The organism is Methylobacterium sp. CM6257, assembly GCF_054611515.1.
This window is the reverse complement of record NZ_CM137735.1, coordinates 1,975,088-1,991,869: the sequence shown is the minus strand read 5'-3', so window position 1 is coordinate 1,991,869 and position 16,782 is coordinate 1,975,088. Positions and strand designations below refer to the sequence as shown.

Here is a 16,782-nt window from a genome sequence, read left to right as displayed (position 1 = left end):
CCATGCTGATCGGTCCAACCCTCGGGCGATACTTCGCCGCCCGGTTCGCCCGCACGGTGCTCGGCGTCTTCGTCACCGTCTTCGCGCTGGTCTACACGCTCGACTTCGTCGAGTTGCTGCGGCGTGCCGGCGATGCCGAGGGTGCGTCCACGGGGCTCATGGCGCAGCTCTCGCTTTACCGCACCCCCGCGGTCGCCGAGGGCGTGCTGCCCTTCGCGGTCCTGTTCGGCTCGATGGCGGCCCTGCTCCAGCTCTCGCGCAAGCTGGAGCTCGTGGTCGCTCGCGCCGCGGGGATCTCGGCCTGGCAGTTCCTGCAGCCGGGCTTCTTCGTGGCGCTGGCCCTCGGCGCGGTGGCGGTGGGGGTCTACAACCCGGTCTCGGCGATGCTGAAGCAGCGCTCCACCGAGATCGAGGCGAAGATCTTCGCCAAATCGACCAAGGCCAGCTCGGGCAAGGATCTCTGGATCCGCCAGAAGGGCAGCGACGGCGAGGCGATCCTGCGCGCCGAGACCGCCGTGGAGGGGACCACGACCCTGTCGGGCGTCTCGGTCTTCACCTTCGACGACGCGGGCAAGTTCGCCGAGCAGCTCGTGGCCGCCCGCGCCACGCTCCACGATGGCTATTGGGAGTTGTCCGATGTGCGCGTTCTCACACCGGACGCACCGCCTGAGTCGTTCGACACCTACCTGATCGCCTCGAACCTCGATCCAGGACAGGTGCGGCAGCGCTTCACGCCCCCGGAATCTGTGCCTTTCTGGCAACTTCCCACAACCATCGCGCGGACGGAGCGGGCCGGTTTGGACGCGACCCGGTACCGCCTTCAGTACGATGTCCTGTGGGCAAGACCGGTCCTGTTCGTCGCCATGGTTATCGTGGCTGCAACCGTTTCCTTACGGTTCTTCCGCTTTGGTGGTGTTGGCAAACTCGTCCTCGGTGGCGTCGCGGCCGGCTTCGCCCTCTACGTGATCCGACAGGTCATGGAGGGGCTGGGTGCGTCCGGCCTCGTCGCCGCACCGGTGGCGGCCTGGTTCCCGGCCGTGGTAGGCAGTCTTCTCGGTACGCTCACGCTTCTGTACCAGGAAGACGGCTGACTCCCGCGATCCTTCGCGGGGAGGGAGACGGGTGTTGAGGTTCGTGGCGGCAAACGTCACAGGGGTTGGGACGCGCGTTGCGTAAGGTCGCCGACATCCTGCGGAAGGCGGGCTCCTTGGCCGCGCTCGCGCTCGTCCCGCCGCTGGCGGTGGGCGTGTCGGCGCACGCCCAGGGTCTGCCCGCCGTGAAGGTCGGCAAGCCCGGCGACAAGCTCCTCGTCGAGGCCGACGAGCTGATCTACGACAACGACCACAGCACAGTGACGGCCCGGGGCAATGCCGAGCTGCATTACGGCTCGCGGACCCTCCAGGCCGACCGCGTCCGCTACGACCGCAACACCGGCCGCGTCTTCGCGGAGGGTAATGTCCGCCTCACAGAGGCCGATGGCGGGGTCGTGACCGGCGAGCGCATGGAGCTCACCGACGATTTCAAGACCGGCTTCGTTGACGCCTTCCGCGGCCAGCAGACGGTGCAGCGGAAGTTCGAGACCGTGCGCACCCGCTTCTCCGCCCCCCGGGCGGAGCGCCTGAACGGCGAGCAGACGAGCTTCGAGTCCGGCAGCTACACCGCGTGCGAGCCCTGCAAGGACAATCCCGAGACGCCGCCGCTCTGGCAGATCAAGGCGAAGAAGATCATCCACGATAACGAGACCCACACGGTCTACTTCGACGAGTCCACCCTGGAGATCGCCGGGATCCCGGTCGCCTACCTGCCGTATTTCGAGGCGCCGGATCCGACCGTGAAGCGCAAGACCGGCTTCCTGACCCCGCGCTTCGTCACGACGACCGCGCTGGGCAATGGCGTATCGCTGCCGTACTTCGTCGACCTCGCGCCCAATTACGATCTGACGCTGACGCCGACGCTGCTCAGCCGCCAGGGCCTGCTCGCTCAGGGCGAGTTCCGCCAGCGGATCGACAACGGCTTCTACAATATCCGCCTGTCGGGCATCTCGCAGACGACGCCCTCGGCCTTCCTGCCGAGCCCACTGGGCGCCGGCGACCGCGATTTCCGCGGCTCGGTGGAATCGGAGGGGCGGTTCTACATCAACCCGCGCTGGCGGACCGGCTGGGATCTCGTCGGCGTCACCGACAAGTGGTTCCTCGACAATTATCGGATCCGCAACCAGAACATCACCACGGACTATTTCCGTGAGGCGACCTCGACGGCCTTCCTTATCGGCCAGGGCGACCGCTCGTGGTTCGAGGCGCGCGGCTACTACTTCAAGGGCCTGTCGAGCTTCGACTGGCAGAAGCAGCAGCCGGTCGTCGCGCCGGTCATCGACTACGACAAGCGCGTCAACGGCCCGTCGGAGATCGGTGGCGAGGTCCGTTTCCAGGCGAACATCACCAGCCTGACCCGCGAGACCACCCAGTACCAAGGTCTGCCGCGCACCGCGAGCTACGTGTTCTCGCCGAGCGTCAACGGCGTCAGCTTCCCGCTCTACCAGACCTGCACGATCTTCCAGCGCGGCACCTGCCTGATCCAGGGACTGGCCGGCACGAACACGCGCGCCTCCGCCGAACTGTCCTGGCGGCGCAGCTTCATCGACGATTGGGGTCAGAAGTTCACGCCGTTCGCCTATCTTCGGACCGATGCGTTCTTCACCAACCCGAGCTTCTCGGGCTACCAGAACAACCTCGCGCCCCAGGTGGCGACGATCAACGAAGGATTCGCCGGCCGCGTCATGCCGGCGGTCGGCCTCGACTATCGCTATCCGTTCGTCGCCAATTTCGGGGCGCTGGGCGTCCATACCCTGGAGCCGATCGGCCAGATCATCGCCCGTCCGTCAGAGACGCGGATCGGCCACCTGCCGAACGAGGACGCGCAGAGTCTCGTCTTCGACGACACATCGCTGTTCGAGTGGGACAAGTTCTCGGGCTACGACCGGGTCGAGGGCGGCGTGCGCACCAATCTCGGCGGCCAGTACTCGGTCGTCACCCCGTCCGGTTGGTACGCGAACGTGCTGTTCGGCGAGTCGATCCAGCTTGCCGGCGTGAACTCGTTCCGCCGCGGCGACATCGCCAATGTGGGTCTCGATTCCGGCCTGGAGACGCAGCGCTCGGACTTCGTGGGCCGCTTCCAGGTCTCCCCGAACCAGAACATCACGTTCATCAGCCGGGCCCGGTTCAACCAGTCCGACTTCCACGTGGCGCGGTTCGAGACCGGGGCGACGGCGCGGTTCGCGCCCTTCGTGCCGCTCACCCTGTCGGCCTTCTACTCGTACTACGAGGCACAGCCGCTACTCGGGTACAGCCACTACCGTGAAGGCATCACGGCCACTGCGACGTACAACATCACGCCGAACTGGTTCCTCTCGGGCTCGCTGCTCGTCGATCTCACGCACTACCTCGACGTGCGCAACACCTACGCGGACGCGCTGACGTCCTACTTGGCCAACCCGGTCGGGACCGTGCCGATCTACCAGAATCCGGGGCGGTTCTATCTCTCGGGCGCCAGCTTCGGCGGCGGCTATCAGGACGAGTGCACCACCGTCTCGCTCAACTACATCAACTCGCCGATCGCCACCGCCACCGGCGTGCGCGAGCGCAATCAGACCGTGCTGCTGCGCGTCGAGCTGAAAACGCTGGGCGAGGCGGATCTGCGGCAGAACGTCGGCACGGCCAATACGGCGGACGGTATCGCCTCGGTGCGGTAGTCGCGAACGGGCCCGCGGCGAGGATGCGCCCGCGCTGCGGGGGCGCTATAGACCCGTCCATGCCACCTCTCGCCCTCACTCTCGGGGACCCTGCCGGGATCGGCCCGGAGCTGGCGCTCAGCGCCTGGCTCGGGCGCGGCGGCGCGGATCCGTTGCCGCCGTTCTTCCTCGTGGGCGACCCGGCTTTCATCGAGCGCCTCGCGCACCGCCTCGGCCGCCCGGTGCCGGTGGCGGAGGTCGATCCGGAGACTGCCGTCGAGGTCTTCCCGCGCGCCCTGCCGGTGGTGCCGCTTCCGAGCGGCGCCAGCGTCGCCGCCGAGCCTGGCGTGCCGGATTCCGTCAATGCCGGTGCGATCATCGAGTCGATCACGGCCGCGGTGGATTTCGTGAAGGCCCGGCGCGCGAGTGCGGTGGTGACCAACCCGATCGCCAAGTTCGTGCTGACCCGGGCGGGCTTCGCCCATCCCGGTCACACCGAGTTTCTGGCCGCCCTGTCGGTGCCCGCTGGCTGCACGCCGCCGCGGCCTGTGATGATGATCTGGAGCACAGAGCTCTCCGTGGTGCCAGTGACGATTCATGTCCCGCTCAAGGACGTGCCGGGCCTCCTCACCCAGGATCTCGTCGAGGAGACCGCTCGCATCGTGGCCCGGGACCTGCGGGAGCGTTTCGGCCTGCCGGAGCCGCGCTTGGTCCTCGCCGGGCTGAACCCGCATGCCGGAGAGGCCGGCACCATCGGCCACGAGGACCGGGACGTGCTCGCTCCGGCGGTGGCGCGGCTGCGCGCCCAGGGGATCGACGTACGCGGACCGCTGCCAGCCGACACCCTGTTCCATGCCCGCGCCCGGCGGACCTACGACGTCGCCCTGGCGCCGACCCACGACCAGGCGCTGATCCCGATCAAGACCATCGCGTTCGATGACGGCGTGAATGTCACCCTCGGACTTCCTTTCGTGCGCACCTCGCCGGATCACGGCACCGCGTTCGACATCGCCGGCAAGGGCATCGCGCGGCCCGACAGCCTCGTTGCGGCACTGCGCCTCGCGGACCGGCTCGCGGCCAACGCGGCCGCCCGCAACGAGGCCGCGCCCGGCAGTGCCGACGTGATCCCGTTCAGCGTCTACGCCGGACGGCCGAAGCCGGCTGGCGCCCGACACTTCGACCCGGAGGACGAGTTGTGAGGGTCGAGCCTTGAGCGCCGGGGACGGACTCCCGCCGCTTCGCGACGTCGTGGCCCGGCACGGCCTGGAGCCGAAGAAGGCGCTGGGCCAGAACTTCCTGTACGACCTCAACCTCACCGGCCGGATCGCCCGCGCCGCCGGACCGCTCGAGGGTATGACGGTGGTGGAGGTCGGTCCGGGCCCGGGCGGCCTGACCCGGGCGCTCCTCGCCGAGGGTGCGGCGCGGGTGGTTGCGATCGAGCGCGATCCGCGCGCCCTGCCGGCGCTCGCCGAGATCGCCGCCCATTATCCCGGTCGGCTCGAAGTGGTTGATGCCGACGCCCTCGCTTTCGATCCCCGGCCACTCGTGGGATCGGGGCCGGCCCGGATCGTCGCCAACCTGCCCTACAATGTCGGCACGGCGCTGCTCACCGGCTGGCTCGACGGCGAGGCTTGGCCGCCCTGGTGGGATCAGGCCGTGCTGATGTTCCAGCGGGAGGTCGCCGAGCGGATCGTCGCGGGCCCGGAGGAGCGGGCCGATTACGGCCGGCTCGGCGTGCTCTGCGGGTGGCGCACCCAGGCCGACATCCTGTTCGATGTCAGCCCCTCGGCCTTCGTGCCGCCCCCCAAGGTCACGTCGAGCGTGGTGCGCTTGGTGCCGCGGGCGCGACCCCTGCCCTGCCGGGCCGGCGCGCTGGAGGCGGTGACCCGGGCGGCTTTCGGCCAGCGCCGCAAGATGCTGCGCCAGAGCCTGAAGGCGCTGACGCCGGAGGCCGGGGCCCTGCTGGCGGCGGCGGGCCTCGCCGAGACGGCCCGGGCCGAGGAGGTCCCGGTGGCGGGCTTCGTGGACCTCGCGAACCTGTGGGACGCCCATAGAAAAACCGGCGCCGCGGTGACGGCGCCGGCGTGACGGATGATCAAGCGGCTCCGGCCCGTGGGCCGGAGTGCGGTCGCGATCAGCGGGTCTGCTGGATCGCCGAGAGCACCCAGCCCCGGCCGGGCTGGCGCGAGAAGGTCCAGAGCTCCGTCGCCTCGGAGGCGTCGGTCTGCACGACACGGCCGCTCGCCCGCTCGACCATCACGTCCTTGAGCGCGTAGCGCATCGCCACGGTCGCGTAGTCGGTGCGATCCTCGCCCCAGGCTTCCGCCAGGTCGCCCTGGAGCAGCTTCACGTCCGAGATCTTGTTCACCACGCCGCGAGCCGCGTTGTTGCGCAGCTCCTCATCGAAGTAGCTCACCATCTCGGGCGTCGACAGGTTCGCAAGCGTCACCCGATCCTCGCGGGAATAGGCGTCCTGGATGTCGCCGAGCAGCCGCTCGAACGCCTGGTAGTCGGCCGGGCCGATCTGCACCGGGCGGGTCTGCGGCGGGCGCTGCCCGCCGAACATGCCGGCTCCGGTGCCACCGGGAGCACCGCCCATCGGACCACCCCGGCCCGGCTGGCCGTCGAAGGAGGAGCGCGCGTAGGGCGCACCGGCACCGGCCGGCTCGCTCCGGCGGCGGAAGAACCGCAGGGCCAGCATCACCACGAGGACGAGGAGCCCGACCTGGAACAGCAGGCCGATCATCGAGGCGAGGCCGCCGAGGCCGCCGAAGAAGCCGCCGCCGAGCAGGGCACCGAGCAGGCCGGCGCCGAGGAGGCCCGCGAAGAAGCCGCCGCCGAACCGGCGCCCGAGCGCGGCCGGAGCCTGCATGCCGGGGCTGCCCATCCCAGGGGATGGCGCGGTCTGGGAGCGCTGCATCGTCATGCCGCCGCCTGGAGCGGTCGGCGTGGCTGACGGCGCCGTGTAGGTGCGCGAGCCCCGGGAACCGAAGGATCCGCCACCGCCCGGACGGGCTTCTGCGACGGGGGCCGCGACGCTCAGTGCGGCGGCCAGCGCCAGGAGGGCGGCCACGCGCCGGCGGCGCGAAGTCTGGGTAAGCATGTACACGCCTCAGAGGACGAGAACAGGATGGCGTCGAGAGCGCCAGTGACCATATGGGAACGGCCGAGGGTAGGTTTTAGTCCTGCGCGAATAGCGCCGCGGTGACGTTTTCCACCGCTCCGCCGATCAGTGCAGCGTGCGCTCCGGCGCCGCGGGAAACGCCAGGCGGACCTGCGTGCCTTCACCCGGCTGGCTGTCGAGGGTGATGGTGCCGTTCTGGCGCTTCATCAGCCCGTGCACGATGGCGAGGCCTGCGCCGCGGCCCGCCTCGCGGCTGGTCTGGAACGGTGCGAGCGCCCGTGCGAGCATCTCGGGCGACATGCCCTGGCCGGTATCGCTTACGACGATGCCGACACTGCCGTCGGCCGGCTGCTGCAGGGCGCGGTCGCCCGGATCGATCCGGAAGGTCGAGAGCGTCAGCATTCCGCCGGACGGCATAGCTTCGCACGCATTGGCGACCAGTTGCCGCAGAGCGAACTCGATCTGTGTCGGGTTGCTGATGGCCCGCGGCAGGCCGGGCGTCGCCGTCACGGTGATGCGGATCCCGGGCGGCAGATCGGGCGCCAGGCGGGCGGCGACATCCGCCACGATGGCGTCGAGGTCGACCGGACGCACGTCGGGGGCGATGCGCCGGGAATAGGCGAGCAGCTGGCGGGTGAGGATCGCGGCCCGCTCGGTGGCATCGGCCGAACGTGTGAGCGCCCGCTGGATGAACGGTTCCTGGCGGTCGCCAAGCCGGCGCTTCAGGCCGTCGATATAGCCGATCAGGATCTGCAGGAAGTTGTTGAACTCGTGTGCCACGCTGTTGGTCAGCAGACCCAGCGCCTCGCGCTGTCGGGAGAGCGCGAGCGCACCTTCGGCCTCGCGCCGCGCCGTGACATCCAGCATCTGGCCGACGCGGCAGGTGGTGCCGGGCAGCGGCGCGGTGTCGAGGCAGGCCCAGAAGTTCGTCCCGTCCGCCCGCACCGCCAGAAATTCCTGCGGCTCGTCGCGGGTCGGGTCGGGCGGCGTGGTTTGGGCCACCAAGATCAGGTCGAGACCGCGCTCCGCCAGCATCGATGCCGAAAAGCCGGACAGCCGTTCGAGGGCCGGATTGGCGTGCCGAATCCGACCCCGCGCGTCGAAGAGGAGGCTCGGCGTCGGGAGGGCGTCGAGGAGCGCGCGGGTCTCGCCCGTGAGCGGCTCACGCTCGTCCGTACCGTGATCCGTCCTGGGCTGCGCCATGCTGCGTTCGCGCTCAGCGGATGCGGAAGGCCCGCGACGGGCCAGCGATAGCGACGAACCGTGCGCTGGCCAAGCGCCGGGCCGAAAGCGAGCCCGCAGCCTGAGGAGCTTACTCTACTGGCGCACCCACATCACCCGGGCCATCCAGGCGACCTCACCGATATTCAGGACGCGGTCCTCGTGCTCCGGATTGAGCGAGGCCAGCTCAACGGTCCGGGCCGTGCGCCGCTTCAGTTCCTTGGCCAGCACCTCGCCCCCGTGCAGCCGGACCACGACGCGGTCGCCCTTGCGCACGCTGGCCGTGGGCGAGACGATCAGCACGTCGCCGTCGCGGAACAGGGGCAGCATGGAATCGCCCTGGATCTCCAGGGCGAAGGCCCGCTCCTCACCGAGATCGGGGAATTCGATCTCCTCCCAGCCGGCGCCGCCGGTGGGCATGCCCTCGTCGGTGAACAGGCGGCCGGCGCCGGCCTGAGTCAGGCCGATCAGGGGAACCATGGTGCGCGCCGGGATCTCCCTGGCCTCGATGAGCCGAAGGAACTCGTCCAGGCTCGCCCCCGTGGCGGCCAGGACCTTGGACACGGACTCGGTGGACGGCCAGCGCTTGCGCCCGTCGGCCCCGATCCGCTTCGAGCGGTTGAAACTCGTCGCATCGAGACCGGCGCGACGGGCGAGCCCGGACGCCGAGTAGCCGTGGCGTTCGGCAAGCCTGTCGATGGCGTTCCAGATCTGCTCGTGAGACAACATGTCAGGCTCGGAGGCTCGTCCTGAGCGGGCCGGCGCCCCCGTCTCGCCAGCCGGCATCCGGCTGCCTCGGGGGCACAGAGACGATCTTCCCGCAGGATAGGGAACGCACCCTGCGGGTACGCGCGGAAATACTGGACAATTCACGATGCGAAGCGGGTCTCCCGCCTCGGACATGGCTCTGTGACGCTCAGCCTAGTCGTAGGAAAGTAGAACTACGGGCTGCAGAATGCAATCGCTCCTCGAATCGCCCGGTTCCCGGAGTTGCCGCCGGGGCGCCGCGCCTCTATCGACGCCTCGATTGCCGGGGAGCTTCGATGCCGCTCATCTACAAGATCTGTCCGCGCGCGCTGTGGCGCGAAGCTGAGGCCGCGGGCCAGTTCACGGGGGCCCCGATCGACCACCAGGACGGCTTCATCCATTTCTCCACCGCCGCTCAGGTTGCCGAGACGGCGGCGCGGCACTTCGCCGGTCAGCGTGACCTGCTCCTCGTGACCGTCGAGACCGGTACGCTCGGGCCGAGCCTGCGCTACGAGCCTTCCCGCGGCGGCGACGATTTTCCGCATCTCTACGGCACGCTTCCGCTCTCCGCCGTGGTCTCGGTGGACGAGTTGCCGCTCGGCGAGGACGGACGCCACAGATTCCCGGCCGGGGTCCTGCCGGCGTGATTGGCGCAGCCTTCCCGCTGGTTCGCCCGCTGCTCCATCGGCTCGACGCCGAGCGCGCGCATGACCTCACGCTCCGCGCCTTGGCCCTCATGCCCCCCGGAGCGGCCCCGGCGGACGATCCACGGCTTGCCGTCGAGCTGCTCGGGCGCCGCTTCCCTAACCCGGTCGGCCTGGCGGCGGGCTTCGACAAGGGCGCGCGGGTGCCGGACGCCATGCTCGGCCTGGGCTTCGGGTTCGTCGAGGTCGGCGGGGTGGTGCCGCTGCCGCAGCCCGGCAACCCGCAGCCGCGGGTTTTCCGCTTGACAGCCGACCGTGCCGTGATCAACCGCTACGGCCTGAACAGCGAGGGGCTCGCGGTCGTGGCCGCCCGCCTGCGCGCCCGAGCCGGCCGGCCCGGCATCGTCGGCGTCAACATCGGAGCCAACAAGGATTCGGCCGACCGCCTCGCCGACTACGCCGCCTGCACGGCGGCGCTGGCGCCGCTGGTCGATTTCGTGACCGTCAACGTCTCCTCGCCGAACACGCCCGGCCTGCGCGACCTTCAGGGCGAGGCGTTCCTCGACGAACTGCTTGCCCGGACGGTCGAGGCCCGCGACGCGGCGGGGGCCTCGGCGGCGATCCTCCTGAAGATCGCCCCCGACATGGCTCTGGACGCCCTCGATGCGGTCTGCGCCACCGCCCAGCGGCGCGGCGTCCAGGCGCTCGTGGTCTCGAACACGACCGTGGCACGGCCGGCGGGCCTCATTGAGCAGAGACTGGCCCGAGAGACGGGCGGCTTATCCGGCCGCCCCCTGTTCGGGCCGGCGACCCGTATGCTGGCCCAGACACGCCTGCGGGTCGGCGACAGCCTGCCCCTGGTGGGCGTCGGCGGCGTGGACTCTGCGGAGGCCGCCTGGACCAAGATCCGGGCCGGCGCGAGCCTCGTGCAGCTCTACTCGGCGCTCGTCTACGAGGGACCTGCGTTGGTCGGGCGCATCAAGGCCGGGCTCTTGGAGCGGATGCGCCGGGATGGCGTGACCAGCTTGGCGCAAGCGGTCGGCCGCGACGCCGCAGATCTCGCCCACGCTGGCTGATGAGCCGGCACCACGGTTTAGAAAGGCTTTGCGGAGTGGGAGCTTAGCCTGTGCTCCGCGCATAAGGGACCTGCGCGCGCACGCCGTTGTGAGGGCGACGCGAGCACGCTTATCTCGCGCTTGCGAGATCGGTCGCGTCTGCAAATTCAGGACGGTTCATGGCCCAGTCTGAGGGGTCTTCCAAGCGCTCATCCGCGGCCGGCGGCTGGGGCGCTCTGAAGAGCTGCGGCAAGCACCTGCTCGGGAGCCGCGCGCCGCTCACCGGCGCCCGCGCCCTGCTGAAGGCCAACCAGCCCGACGGGTTCGACTGCCCCGGCTGCGCCTGGGGTGACCCGGAGCACGGCTCATCGTTCGAGTTCTGCGAGAACGGCGTGAAGGCAGTCTCCTGGGAGGCCACCGACAAGCGCACGCCACCCTCCTTCTTCGCGCGCCACACCCTCACCGAGCTGCGGACCTGGAGCGACTACGCACTGGAGGGCGAGGGCCGCCTCACGCATCCGATGCGCTACGACGCCGCCAGCGACCGCTACCTGCCGGTGAGCTGGGACGAGGCCTTCGCGGAGATCGGCGCGACGCTGCGCGGGCTCGACCATCCGGATCAGGCGGAGTTCTACACCTCGGGCCGCGCCTCGAATGAGGCCGCCTACCTCTACCAGCTCTTCGCCCGGGCTTACGGGACCAACAACTTCCCCGACTGTTCGAATATGTGTCACGAGGCGAGCGGCATCGCCCTCGCGGAGGCGATCGGAGTCGGCAAGGGCACGGTCCTGCTGGAGGATTTCGAGAAGGCGGACGCGATCTTCTGCGTCGGCCAGAATCCCGGCACCAACCATCCGCGCATGCTCGGCGACCTGCGCCGGGCGGCGGAGCGCGGCGCGAAGGTGGTGGTGCTGAACCCGGTGCGCGAGCGCGGTCTGGAGCGTTTCGCGGACCCGCAGAACACCGTCGAGATGCTGCGGGGCGCGAGCCGCCCGATCGCCAGCCACTACCTCCAGCCTCGGTCCGGCGGTGACATGGCTGCCTTCCGGGGCATCGCCAAGGTGATCTTCGCCCGCGATGCCGAGGCCCTCGCGGCCGGCCGCCCGTCGCTGCTCGACCGCGCCTTCCTGGAGCACCACACTGCCGGCCTCGACGCCTACCGCGCTGCGGTGGAGGTGACCTCGTGGGAGACAATCCTCGACCAGTCCGGCCTGACGATGGACGAGATCACCGCCATGGCGGACGTCTATCTCGGAGCGCAGCGGGTCATCGCCACCTGGGCCATGGGCGTCACCCAGCACCGTCATTCCGTAGCGACCATCCGGGAGATCGCCAACCTCCTGTTCCTGCGCGGACATATCGGCCGCCCCGGCGCAGGTCTCTGCCCGGTGCGGGGCCATTCCAACGTGCAGGGTGACCGGACGGTCGGCATCAACGAGCGCCCCTCCCCGACCTTCTTGGACGCGCTGGAGCAGCATTTCGGCACGGCCATGCCCCGGCGGCACGGCCACAATGTGCTCGCGGCGATCCGCGCCATGCGGGACGGCTCGTCCAGGGCCTTCATCGGGCTCGGCGGCAATTTCCTCCGGGCGACCCCAGACACGCCGGTCGTGGCGCAGGCCCTGGCCTCCTGCCGCCTGACCGTGCACATCGCGACGAAGCTCAACCACGCCCATCTGGTGCCCGGCGCGGTCGGCTACCTGCTGCCCTGCCTCGGACGCACCGAGATCGACCGCAACGCCGAGGGCAAGGTCCAGATCGTGACCGTCGAGGACTCGATGAGCATGGTCCACGGATCCGGCGGCATTAACAAGCCGGCCTCGAAGGAGCTGCGCTCCGAGATCGCCATCATCGCCGGGATCGCGCAGGCGACGGTCGGCTCGTCCACCATCGACTGGGCCGGCTTCGCGGCCGATTACGACCGGATCCGCGAGGCGATCGCCGCGACGGTGCCGGGCTTCACCGGTTACAACGCCCGGGTGCGCAAGCCGCGCGGATTCATGTTGCGCAACCTTGCCGCCGAGCGGGTGTTCGAGACCGACACGGGCCTTGCCAACTTCTCGGCGGCCGCCCTGCCGGTCGAGACCGAGCACCAAGCGGCGACGAAGACCCGCGACACCTTCGTGCTGCAGACCTTCCGCAGCCACGACCAGTACAACACCACGATCTATGGCCTCGATGACCGCTACCGCGGGGTCTATGGCGAGCGCCGCGTGCTCTTCGCCCATCCGGACGACCTCGCGGAGATCCGCGACCGGCTCGGTGAGCGCGTTGACATCATCGGAACGCACGATGACGGCATCACGCGCCGGGCGGAGGATTTCCGCCTCGTGCCCTTCGACATGCCCCGGGGTTCGCTCGCGGGCTATTACCCCGAGTTGAACGTGCTCGTGCCGCTCTCGACCTTCGGCGAGAAGAGCGACACGCCGACTTCGAAGTCGGTGCTCGTGACCCTGCAGGCGCGCGAGGCCGCTTGAGCGGTCCGAAGCGGCAGGAGGCACGGGACGCGCTGGATGAGGCGGCCTTCGTGGCCGCTCTCGACCGGACGACGGCGGCGCATCCGGGGCTTTACCCCCTTGAGGCGGGACTGCTGGCGGCTCTCGACCTCGGCCTGCCGGGCGACAGCCGCGCCTTTGCGCGGACCTTCGCGGTGGAGCACGCCCTCGTCCTGCGCGCCCTGGCCGGTCTGGAGGAGGCGGGTCACGTCGCCGTGACGGCGCGCGATCCCCGCACGCAGCGGACTCGCTACTCGGCGTCCGGAGAGCAGTAGCGTGGCGGCACATCTCGAAGGAGCCCTTCAGAGGGCGCCGTGACCCTTGGAGGCCTTCTTCGAGGCCTCCGCTGCGCTCCAGCACCTCAGGATGAGGTCGAGGGTCGGATGTCCCGACAGAGATGGGCGCTCAGAATCCCTTCGCCTTGATCGCCTCGGCCCAGGTCACAGCGCGGCGGTTCACGCCGAGGTGCTGCCGCTCGTAGAGACGGCCCTCAAGCTTGATGGCACCGCGCTTGGCGTATTCCGGCCGCTCGAAGGCTTCGATCACAAGCTTGGCGCGGCGCACCTCCTCCTCGGTGGGAGCGAAAGAGGAATTGGCCGGTTCAAGCTGCGTCGGATGGATCAGGGTCTTGCCGTCGAAGCCGAGGTCGCGCGCCTGCCGGCACTCCTCGCGGCAGCCCTCCGTGTCGGCGATGTCATTGTAGACGCCGTCGAGGATGGCGAGGCCTTCGGCGCGGGCGGCGGCGAGCGCCATCATCATCCAGGGCAGCATCGGCACGCGCCCAGGCACGATCTTCGCCCAGGTGTCCTTGGCGAGGTCGTTGGTGCCCAGTACCAGGCAGGTCAATCGGTTGCGCGGGTCGCGCTTGGCGCGGGCAATGTCCTGGATGTTGAGGATCGAGGCCGGCGTCTCGATCATCGCCCAGATTGCGATGCCCTCCGGCGCGTCGAGGGATTCGAGCCGGTCAGCGATGCTCTCCAGCACGGCCGGAGAGGACACCTTCGGCATCAGGATCGCGTCGGGCTTCGCCCCGATGGCCGCCTGGAGATCCGCCTCGCCCCAGGGCGTCTGGGGAGCGTTGACGCGGATGATCAGCTCGCGGTCGCCGTAAGCCCCACTCTTGACCGCGGCGCAGACCTGCTCGCGGGCGATCTCCTTCTCCTCCGGCCCGACCGCATCTTCCAGGTCCAAGATGATGCTGTCGACCGGAAGGGTCTTCGCTTTGTCGAGGGCCCTCTGATTCGAGCCGGGCATGTAGAGCACGCTCCGGCGCAAGCGCAGGTCTATCGTCGTTGCCATAGGCTTCTCCCTCCTGCAGCCGCCACGCGGCCTGCCGTCGTTGCGCTGCACCCTAAAGCACGCCGCCGTGCAAGCCACACCCCCGTTGGTCGGCGTCGGTGAGTCCGCACGACATTTGACACTGCCTCGGGCCTTCTCTTGTCGAGGCCGCGGTTTGGTCATGTTCGCCCGCTTAAAGGCCGCTCGAAACCAATCCCCGGATCCTTGGACCACGATGATGCGCAAAGTCTTGGCAGTCCTCGCCGTGATCGGGGCCCTGGCCGTTCCAGAGGCGGCCCGGGCACAGAGCCGCACGACGATGGGTGTCGGCTCCGGCGCTGTCGCGGGCGCGCTGGTGGGCGGTCCCATCGGCGCGGTTGCCGGGGCGGTGGTCGGCGGTCTGGTCGGGAACTCGGCGGAGCGCGGACGCCGCCATGTCCGGAGAGGACGCCGCTACGGCTATGCAGGCGCCCGCCATCCGCTCCCGCGTCGGGCAGAGGCCGAGGTCCCGCGCACCCCGCGGGCAGTCGCCCAGACCACGGCACCGACGACCTGGAAGGATCCCCACTAGACCGCAGGCCGGCGGTGTCTCACCTCGCCGGCTGGGCTTCCGGCAAGGCGGCGTCGGAGAACGTCCCACGAGCCAGAGCCGGAAAGGCGACCGCCTGGCCGAGCCCTCGGGCGCCCAGGAAGGCCACGAAGGCGAGCCACAGCCCGGCATTGCCGAGACCGAAAGCCTGAACGAGCCCGAGGATCACGCCGTAGGCGGCGAGCGCACGGAGCATCAGGTTGCGCATCGCCCGCGTCCAAGTCGCACCGATATAGATCCCGTCATACGCAAAGGGTGCGGCAGCCGCGAGGGGCGCCAGGGCTGCGAGCAGCAGATAGGCCCGCGCGGTCTCGCGCACCGGGCCGCTCGTCGTGACGAAGTCGATGAAACCTGGACCGCCGACGATTGAGATCAGGCTGACGGCCAGTCCGAAACCGAGGCACCAGCGCAAGCACAGGCTGCATGCCGACCGGAATGCTTCCGCGTCCCGCGCACCCACGGCCTGCCCGCACAGGGTCTCGGCCGCCGTGGCGAAGCCGTCGAGGAAGAAGCCGCCGATCAAAAAGAGATTCCACAGGACCGAATTGGCCGCGAGCACGACATCGCCCTGTCGGGCGCCGAGCGCCGAGAACAGGACGATCCCGGTGATCAGGGCGAGCGTCCGCAGGATGACGTCGACGTTGACGCTCAGGGTCCTGCGGAGCGCTGCGGCGTCGCGCAAGTCGCGCAAAGGCACCCGGAACGGCCGGGAGCCGAGGCGCGCCAGGACGACCAGACCGAGGCCGAAGCCGGCCGCCTCGGCCCCGAGAGTCGCCAGCGCCGCGCCCGCGAGCCCCAGGCCGAAGCCGAGGACCAGGGCGAGTGTCAGCCCGATATGGGTCAGGTTGATCGCCACCTGGAGCAGGAGGCCGAGATCGGTCCGCCCGCGGCCCAGGACCGAGCCGAGCACGCCGTAGCTCGCCAGCACGAAGGGGGCCGACAGGATGCGGATGTGGAAATAGGTCGTGAGGGCAGCGGTCACGGCGTCGCTCGCCCCGCTGACGGCGAAGGCGACGCGGGCGATAGGCCACTGGAGCACCACCAGGAGGAGCCCGATCAGGGTACCCGCCGTCACGGCCCGGGCCAGGATGCGATCCACCTCCGAACCGTCCCGCGCGCCGACCGCCTGCGCGGTCAGCCCCGCGGTCGCCATGCGCAGGGTGCCGAACGACCAGAAGATCGCGTCGAAAATGATGGCCCCGAGCGCGACCGCGCCGAGCAGGGCGGCGTCCCCGAGACGTCCGATCACCGCCGCGCCGACGAATCCGAGCATCGGCGTGGTGACGTTGGCGAGCGTCATCGGCAGCGCCAGGGCCAGCACGCGCCGATGTGTCGGGCGGCCAGGACTGGAAGCGGCGCGCGTCATGCCGCCGCGACCGGTTCGCGAACGCTCATCGCAGTCTCGGAGGGGTGCGCCGCCTCGCGAACCGTCCGTCAGCGGGAGACGGCAAAGAGGCGGGCGATCAGCCAGAGCGGCACCACTACGACCGCACCCGCAACGATCCAGCCGCCGAAATCGTGGAGCGAGGCGAGGCCGACCTCCAGCAGCGCCCGGGCCGAATCATACAGGTGCCAGAACAGGCGGCCGGGCGTCAGCCCGAGCATCGACATGAAGGCGCCGACCAAGACCGACAGGAATAGCAGGCGCAGGAACACGCCGGCTGGCGAGCCGCCGAGAAAGCGCCGCAGCGCAGCGGGTTGTGGCCGGTAGTGATCCGCCCCATAGGCTGCATTCGGCGGCGGGGCACCGTGCCGGCGCCGGTCGTGATCGACGAGCATCGTGTCCTCGTGAAGCCTGCGACCCACGGATCGGCGACGAAGCGGGCAGAACCGTGGCCGGCGCACCACACCGCGTCGAAACCCGAGCGCGGATCGCGCGTTGGCGGGTTTCTCCCGCGAACC

Annotated in this window: 15 protein-coding genes; 9 read left to right on the top strand and 6 right to left on the bottom strand. The window is 69.8% G+C overall.

All coding sequences use genetic code 11. The annotated features are described in order from the left end of the window. Nucleotides 1-2 precede the first annotated feature (2 nt). The 4 genes from lptG to rsmA all read left to right on the top strand — a co-directional run bounded on the left by lptG (nt 3) and on the right by rsmA (nt 5,815). Nucleotides 3-1,091, top strand: coding sequence for an LPS export ABC transporter permease LptG (gene lptG, locus ACYCO6_RS09805; RefSeq protein WP_459771533.1), 1,089 nt, complete (start codon nt 3-5; stop codon nt 1,089-1,091). A 77-nt stretch (nt 1,092-1,168) separates the two neighbouring features. Continuing rightward, nucleotides 1,169-3,748, top strand: a complete 2,580-nt coding sequence (locus ACYCO6_RS09800) for an LPS-assembly protein LptD (RefSeq protein ID WP_459771531.1) — start codon at nt 1,169-1,171, stop codon at nt 3,746-3,748. 59 nt (nt 3,749-3,807) lie between these two features. Then, complete coding sequence (pdxA, locus tag ACYCO6_RS09795) at nt 3,808-4,926, top strand: 4-hydroxythreonine-4-phosphate dehydrogenase PdxA (protein ID WP_459771529.1); 1,119 nt, start codon at nt 3,808-3,810, stop codon at nt 4,924-4,926. A gap of 10 nt (nt 4,927-4,936) precedes the next feature. Then, nucleotides 4,937-5,815: a 16S rRNA (adenine(1518)-N(6)/adenine(1519)-N(6))-dimethyltransferase RsmA gene (gene rsmA, locus ACYCO6_RS09790; RefSeq protein ID WP_459771527.1), complete on the top strand. Its 879-nt coding sequence runs from the start codon at nt 4,937-4,939 to the stop codon at nt 5,813-5,815. A 46-nt stretch (nt 5,816-5,861) separates the two neighbouring features. On the opposite strand, the gene ACYCO6_RS09785 is transcribed toward rsmA, so the two are convergent. From ACYCO6_RS09785 to ACYCO6_RS09775, 3 genes are all read right to left on the bottom strand, one after another. Continuing rightward, entirely contained in the window at nt 5,862-6,830 is a 969-nt protein-coding gene (locus ACYCO6_RS09785) for a TIM44-like domain-containing protein (RefSeq protein ID WP_459771525.1), read from the bottom strand. Between the two features lie 126 nt (nt 6,831-6,956). After that, the gene (locus ACYCO6_RS09780) at nt 6,957-8,054 is read right to left on the bottom strand and encodes a two-component system sensor histidine kinase NtrB (RefSeq protein WP_459771522.1); all 1,098 of its coding nucleotides are present in this window, start codon (nt 8,052-8,054) and stop codon (nt 6,957-6,959) included. Between the two features lie 114 nt (nt 8,055-8,168). Beyond that, complete coding sequence (locus tag ACYCO6_RS09775; protein ID WP_459771520.1) at nt 8,169-8,801, bottom strand: S24 family peptidase; 633 nt, start codon at nt 8,799-8,801, stop codon at nt 8,169-8,171. A 314-nt stretch (nt 8,802-9,115) separates the two neighbouring features. Here ACYCO6_RS09775 and ACYCO6_RS09770 point away from each other — a divergent pair, with 314 nt between their 5' ends. The 4 genes from ACYCO6_RS09770 to ACYCO6_RS09755 all read left to right on the top strand — a co-directional run bounded on the left by ACYCO6_RS09770 (nt 9,116) and on the right by ACYCO6_RS09755 (nt 13,288). After that, entirely contained in the window at nt 9,116-9,466 is a 351-nt protein-coding gene (locus ACYCO6_RS09770; RefSeq protein WP_459771517.1) for a DUF952 domain-containing protein, read from the top strand. Beyond that, entirely contained in the window at nt 9,463-10,539 is a 1,077-nt protein-coding gene (locus tag ACYCO6_RS09765; RefSeq protein WP_459771515.1) for a quinone-dependent dihydroorotate dehydrogenase, read from the top strand. Before ACYCO6_RS09770 ends, ACYCO6_RS09765 begins: the two co-directional genes overlap by 4 nt. Nucleotides 10,540-10,697: 158 nt before the next feature. Then, on the top strand, nt 10,698-12,995 hold the full coding sequence (locus tag ACYCO6_RS09760; protein WP_459771513.1) for an FdhF/YdeP family oxidoreductase: 2,298 nt from the start codon (nt 10,698-10,700) through the stop codon (nt 12,993-12,995). Continuing rightward, complete coding sequence (locus ACYCO6_RS09755) at nt 12,992-13,288, top strand: hypothetical protein (RefSeq protein ID WP_459771511.1); 297 nt, start codon at nt 12,992-12,994, stop codon at nt 13,286-13,288. Before ACYCO6_RS09760 ends, ACYCO6_RS09755 begins: the two co-directional genes overlap by 4 nt. Nucleotides 13,289-13,418: 130 nt before the next feature. Here ACYCO6_RS09755 and ACYCO6_RS09750 read toward each other — a convergent pair whose 3' ends face one another. Further along, nucleotides 13,419-14,312, bottom strand: coding sequence for an HpcH/HpaI aldolase/citrate lyase family protein (locus tag ACYCO6_RS09750; RefSeq protein WP_459771509.1), 894 nt, complete (start codon nt 14,310-14,312; stop codon nt 13,419-13,421). A 214-nt stretch (nt 14,313-14,526) separates the two neighbouring features. Between ACYCO6_RS09750 and ACYCO6_RS09745 the strand changes: the two genes are divergently transcribed. After that, complete coding sequence (locus ACYCO6_RS09745; protein WP_459771507.1) at nt 14,527-14,862, top strand: hypothetical protein; 336 nt, start codon at nt 14,527-14,529, stop codon at nt 14,860-14,862. 19 nt (nt 14,863-14,881) lie between these two features. Here ACYCO6_RS09745 and ACYCO6_RS09740 read toward each other — a convergent pair whose 3' ends face one another. Both ACYCO6_RS09740 and ACYCO6_RS09735 read right to left on the bottom strand, forming a co-directional pair. After that, the gene (locus tag ACYCO6_RS09740; RefSeq protein ID WP_459771505.1) at nt 14,882-16,246 is read right to left on the bottom strand and encodes an MATE family efflux transporter; all 1,365 of its coding nucleotides are present in this window, start codon (nt 16,244-16,246) and stop codon (nt 14,882-14,884) included. A gap of 68 nt (nt 16,247-16,314) precedes the next feature. Continuing rightward, nucleotides 16,315-16,659 (bottom strand): DUF6460 domain-containing protein, encoded by a 345-nt coding sequence (locus tag ACYCO6_RS09735; RefSeq protein WP_459771503.1) that lies wholly within the window; start codon nt 16,657-16,659, stop codon nt 16,315-16,317. Between the last annotated feature and the right edge of the window lie 123 nt (nt 16,660-16,782).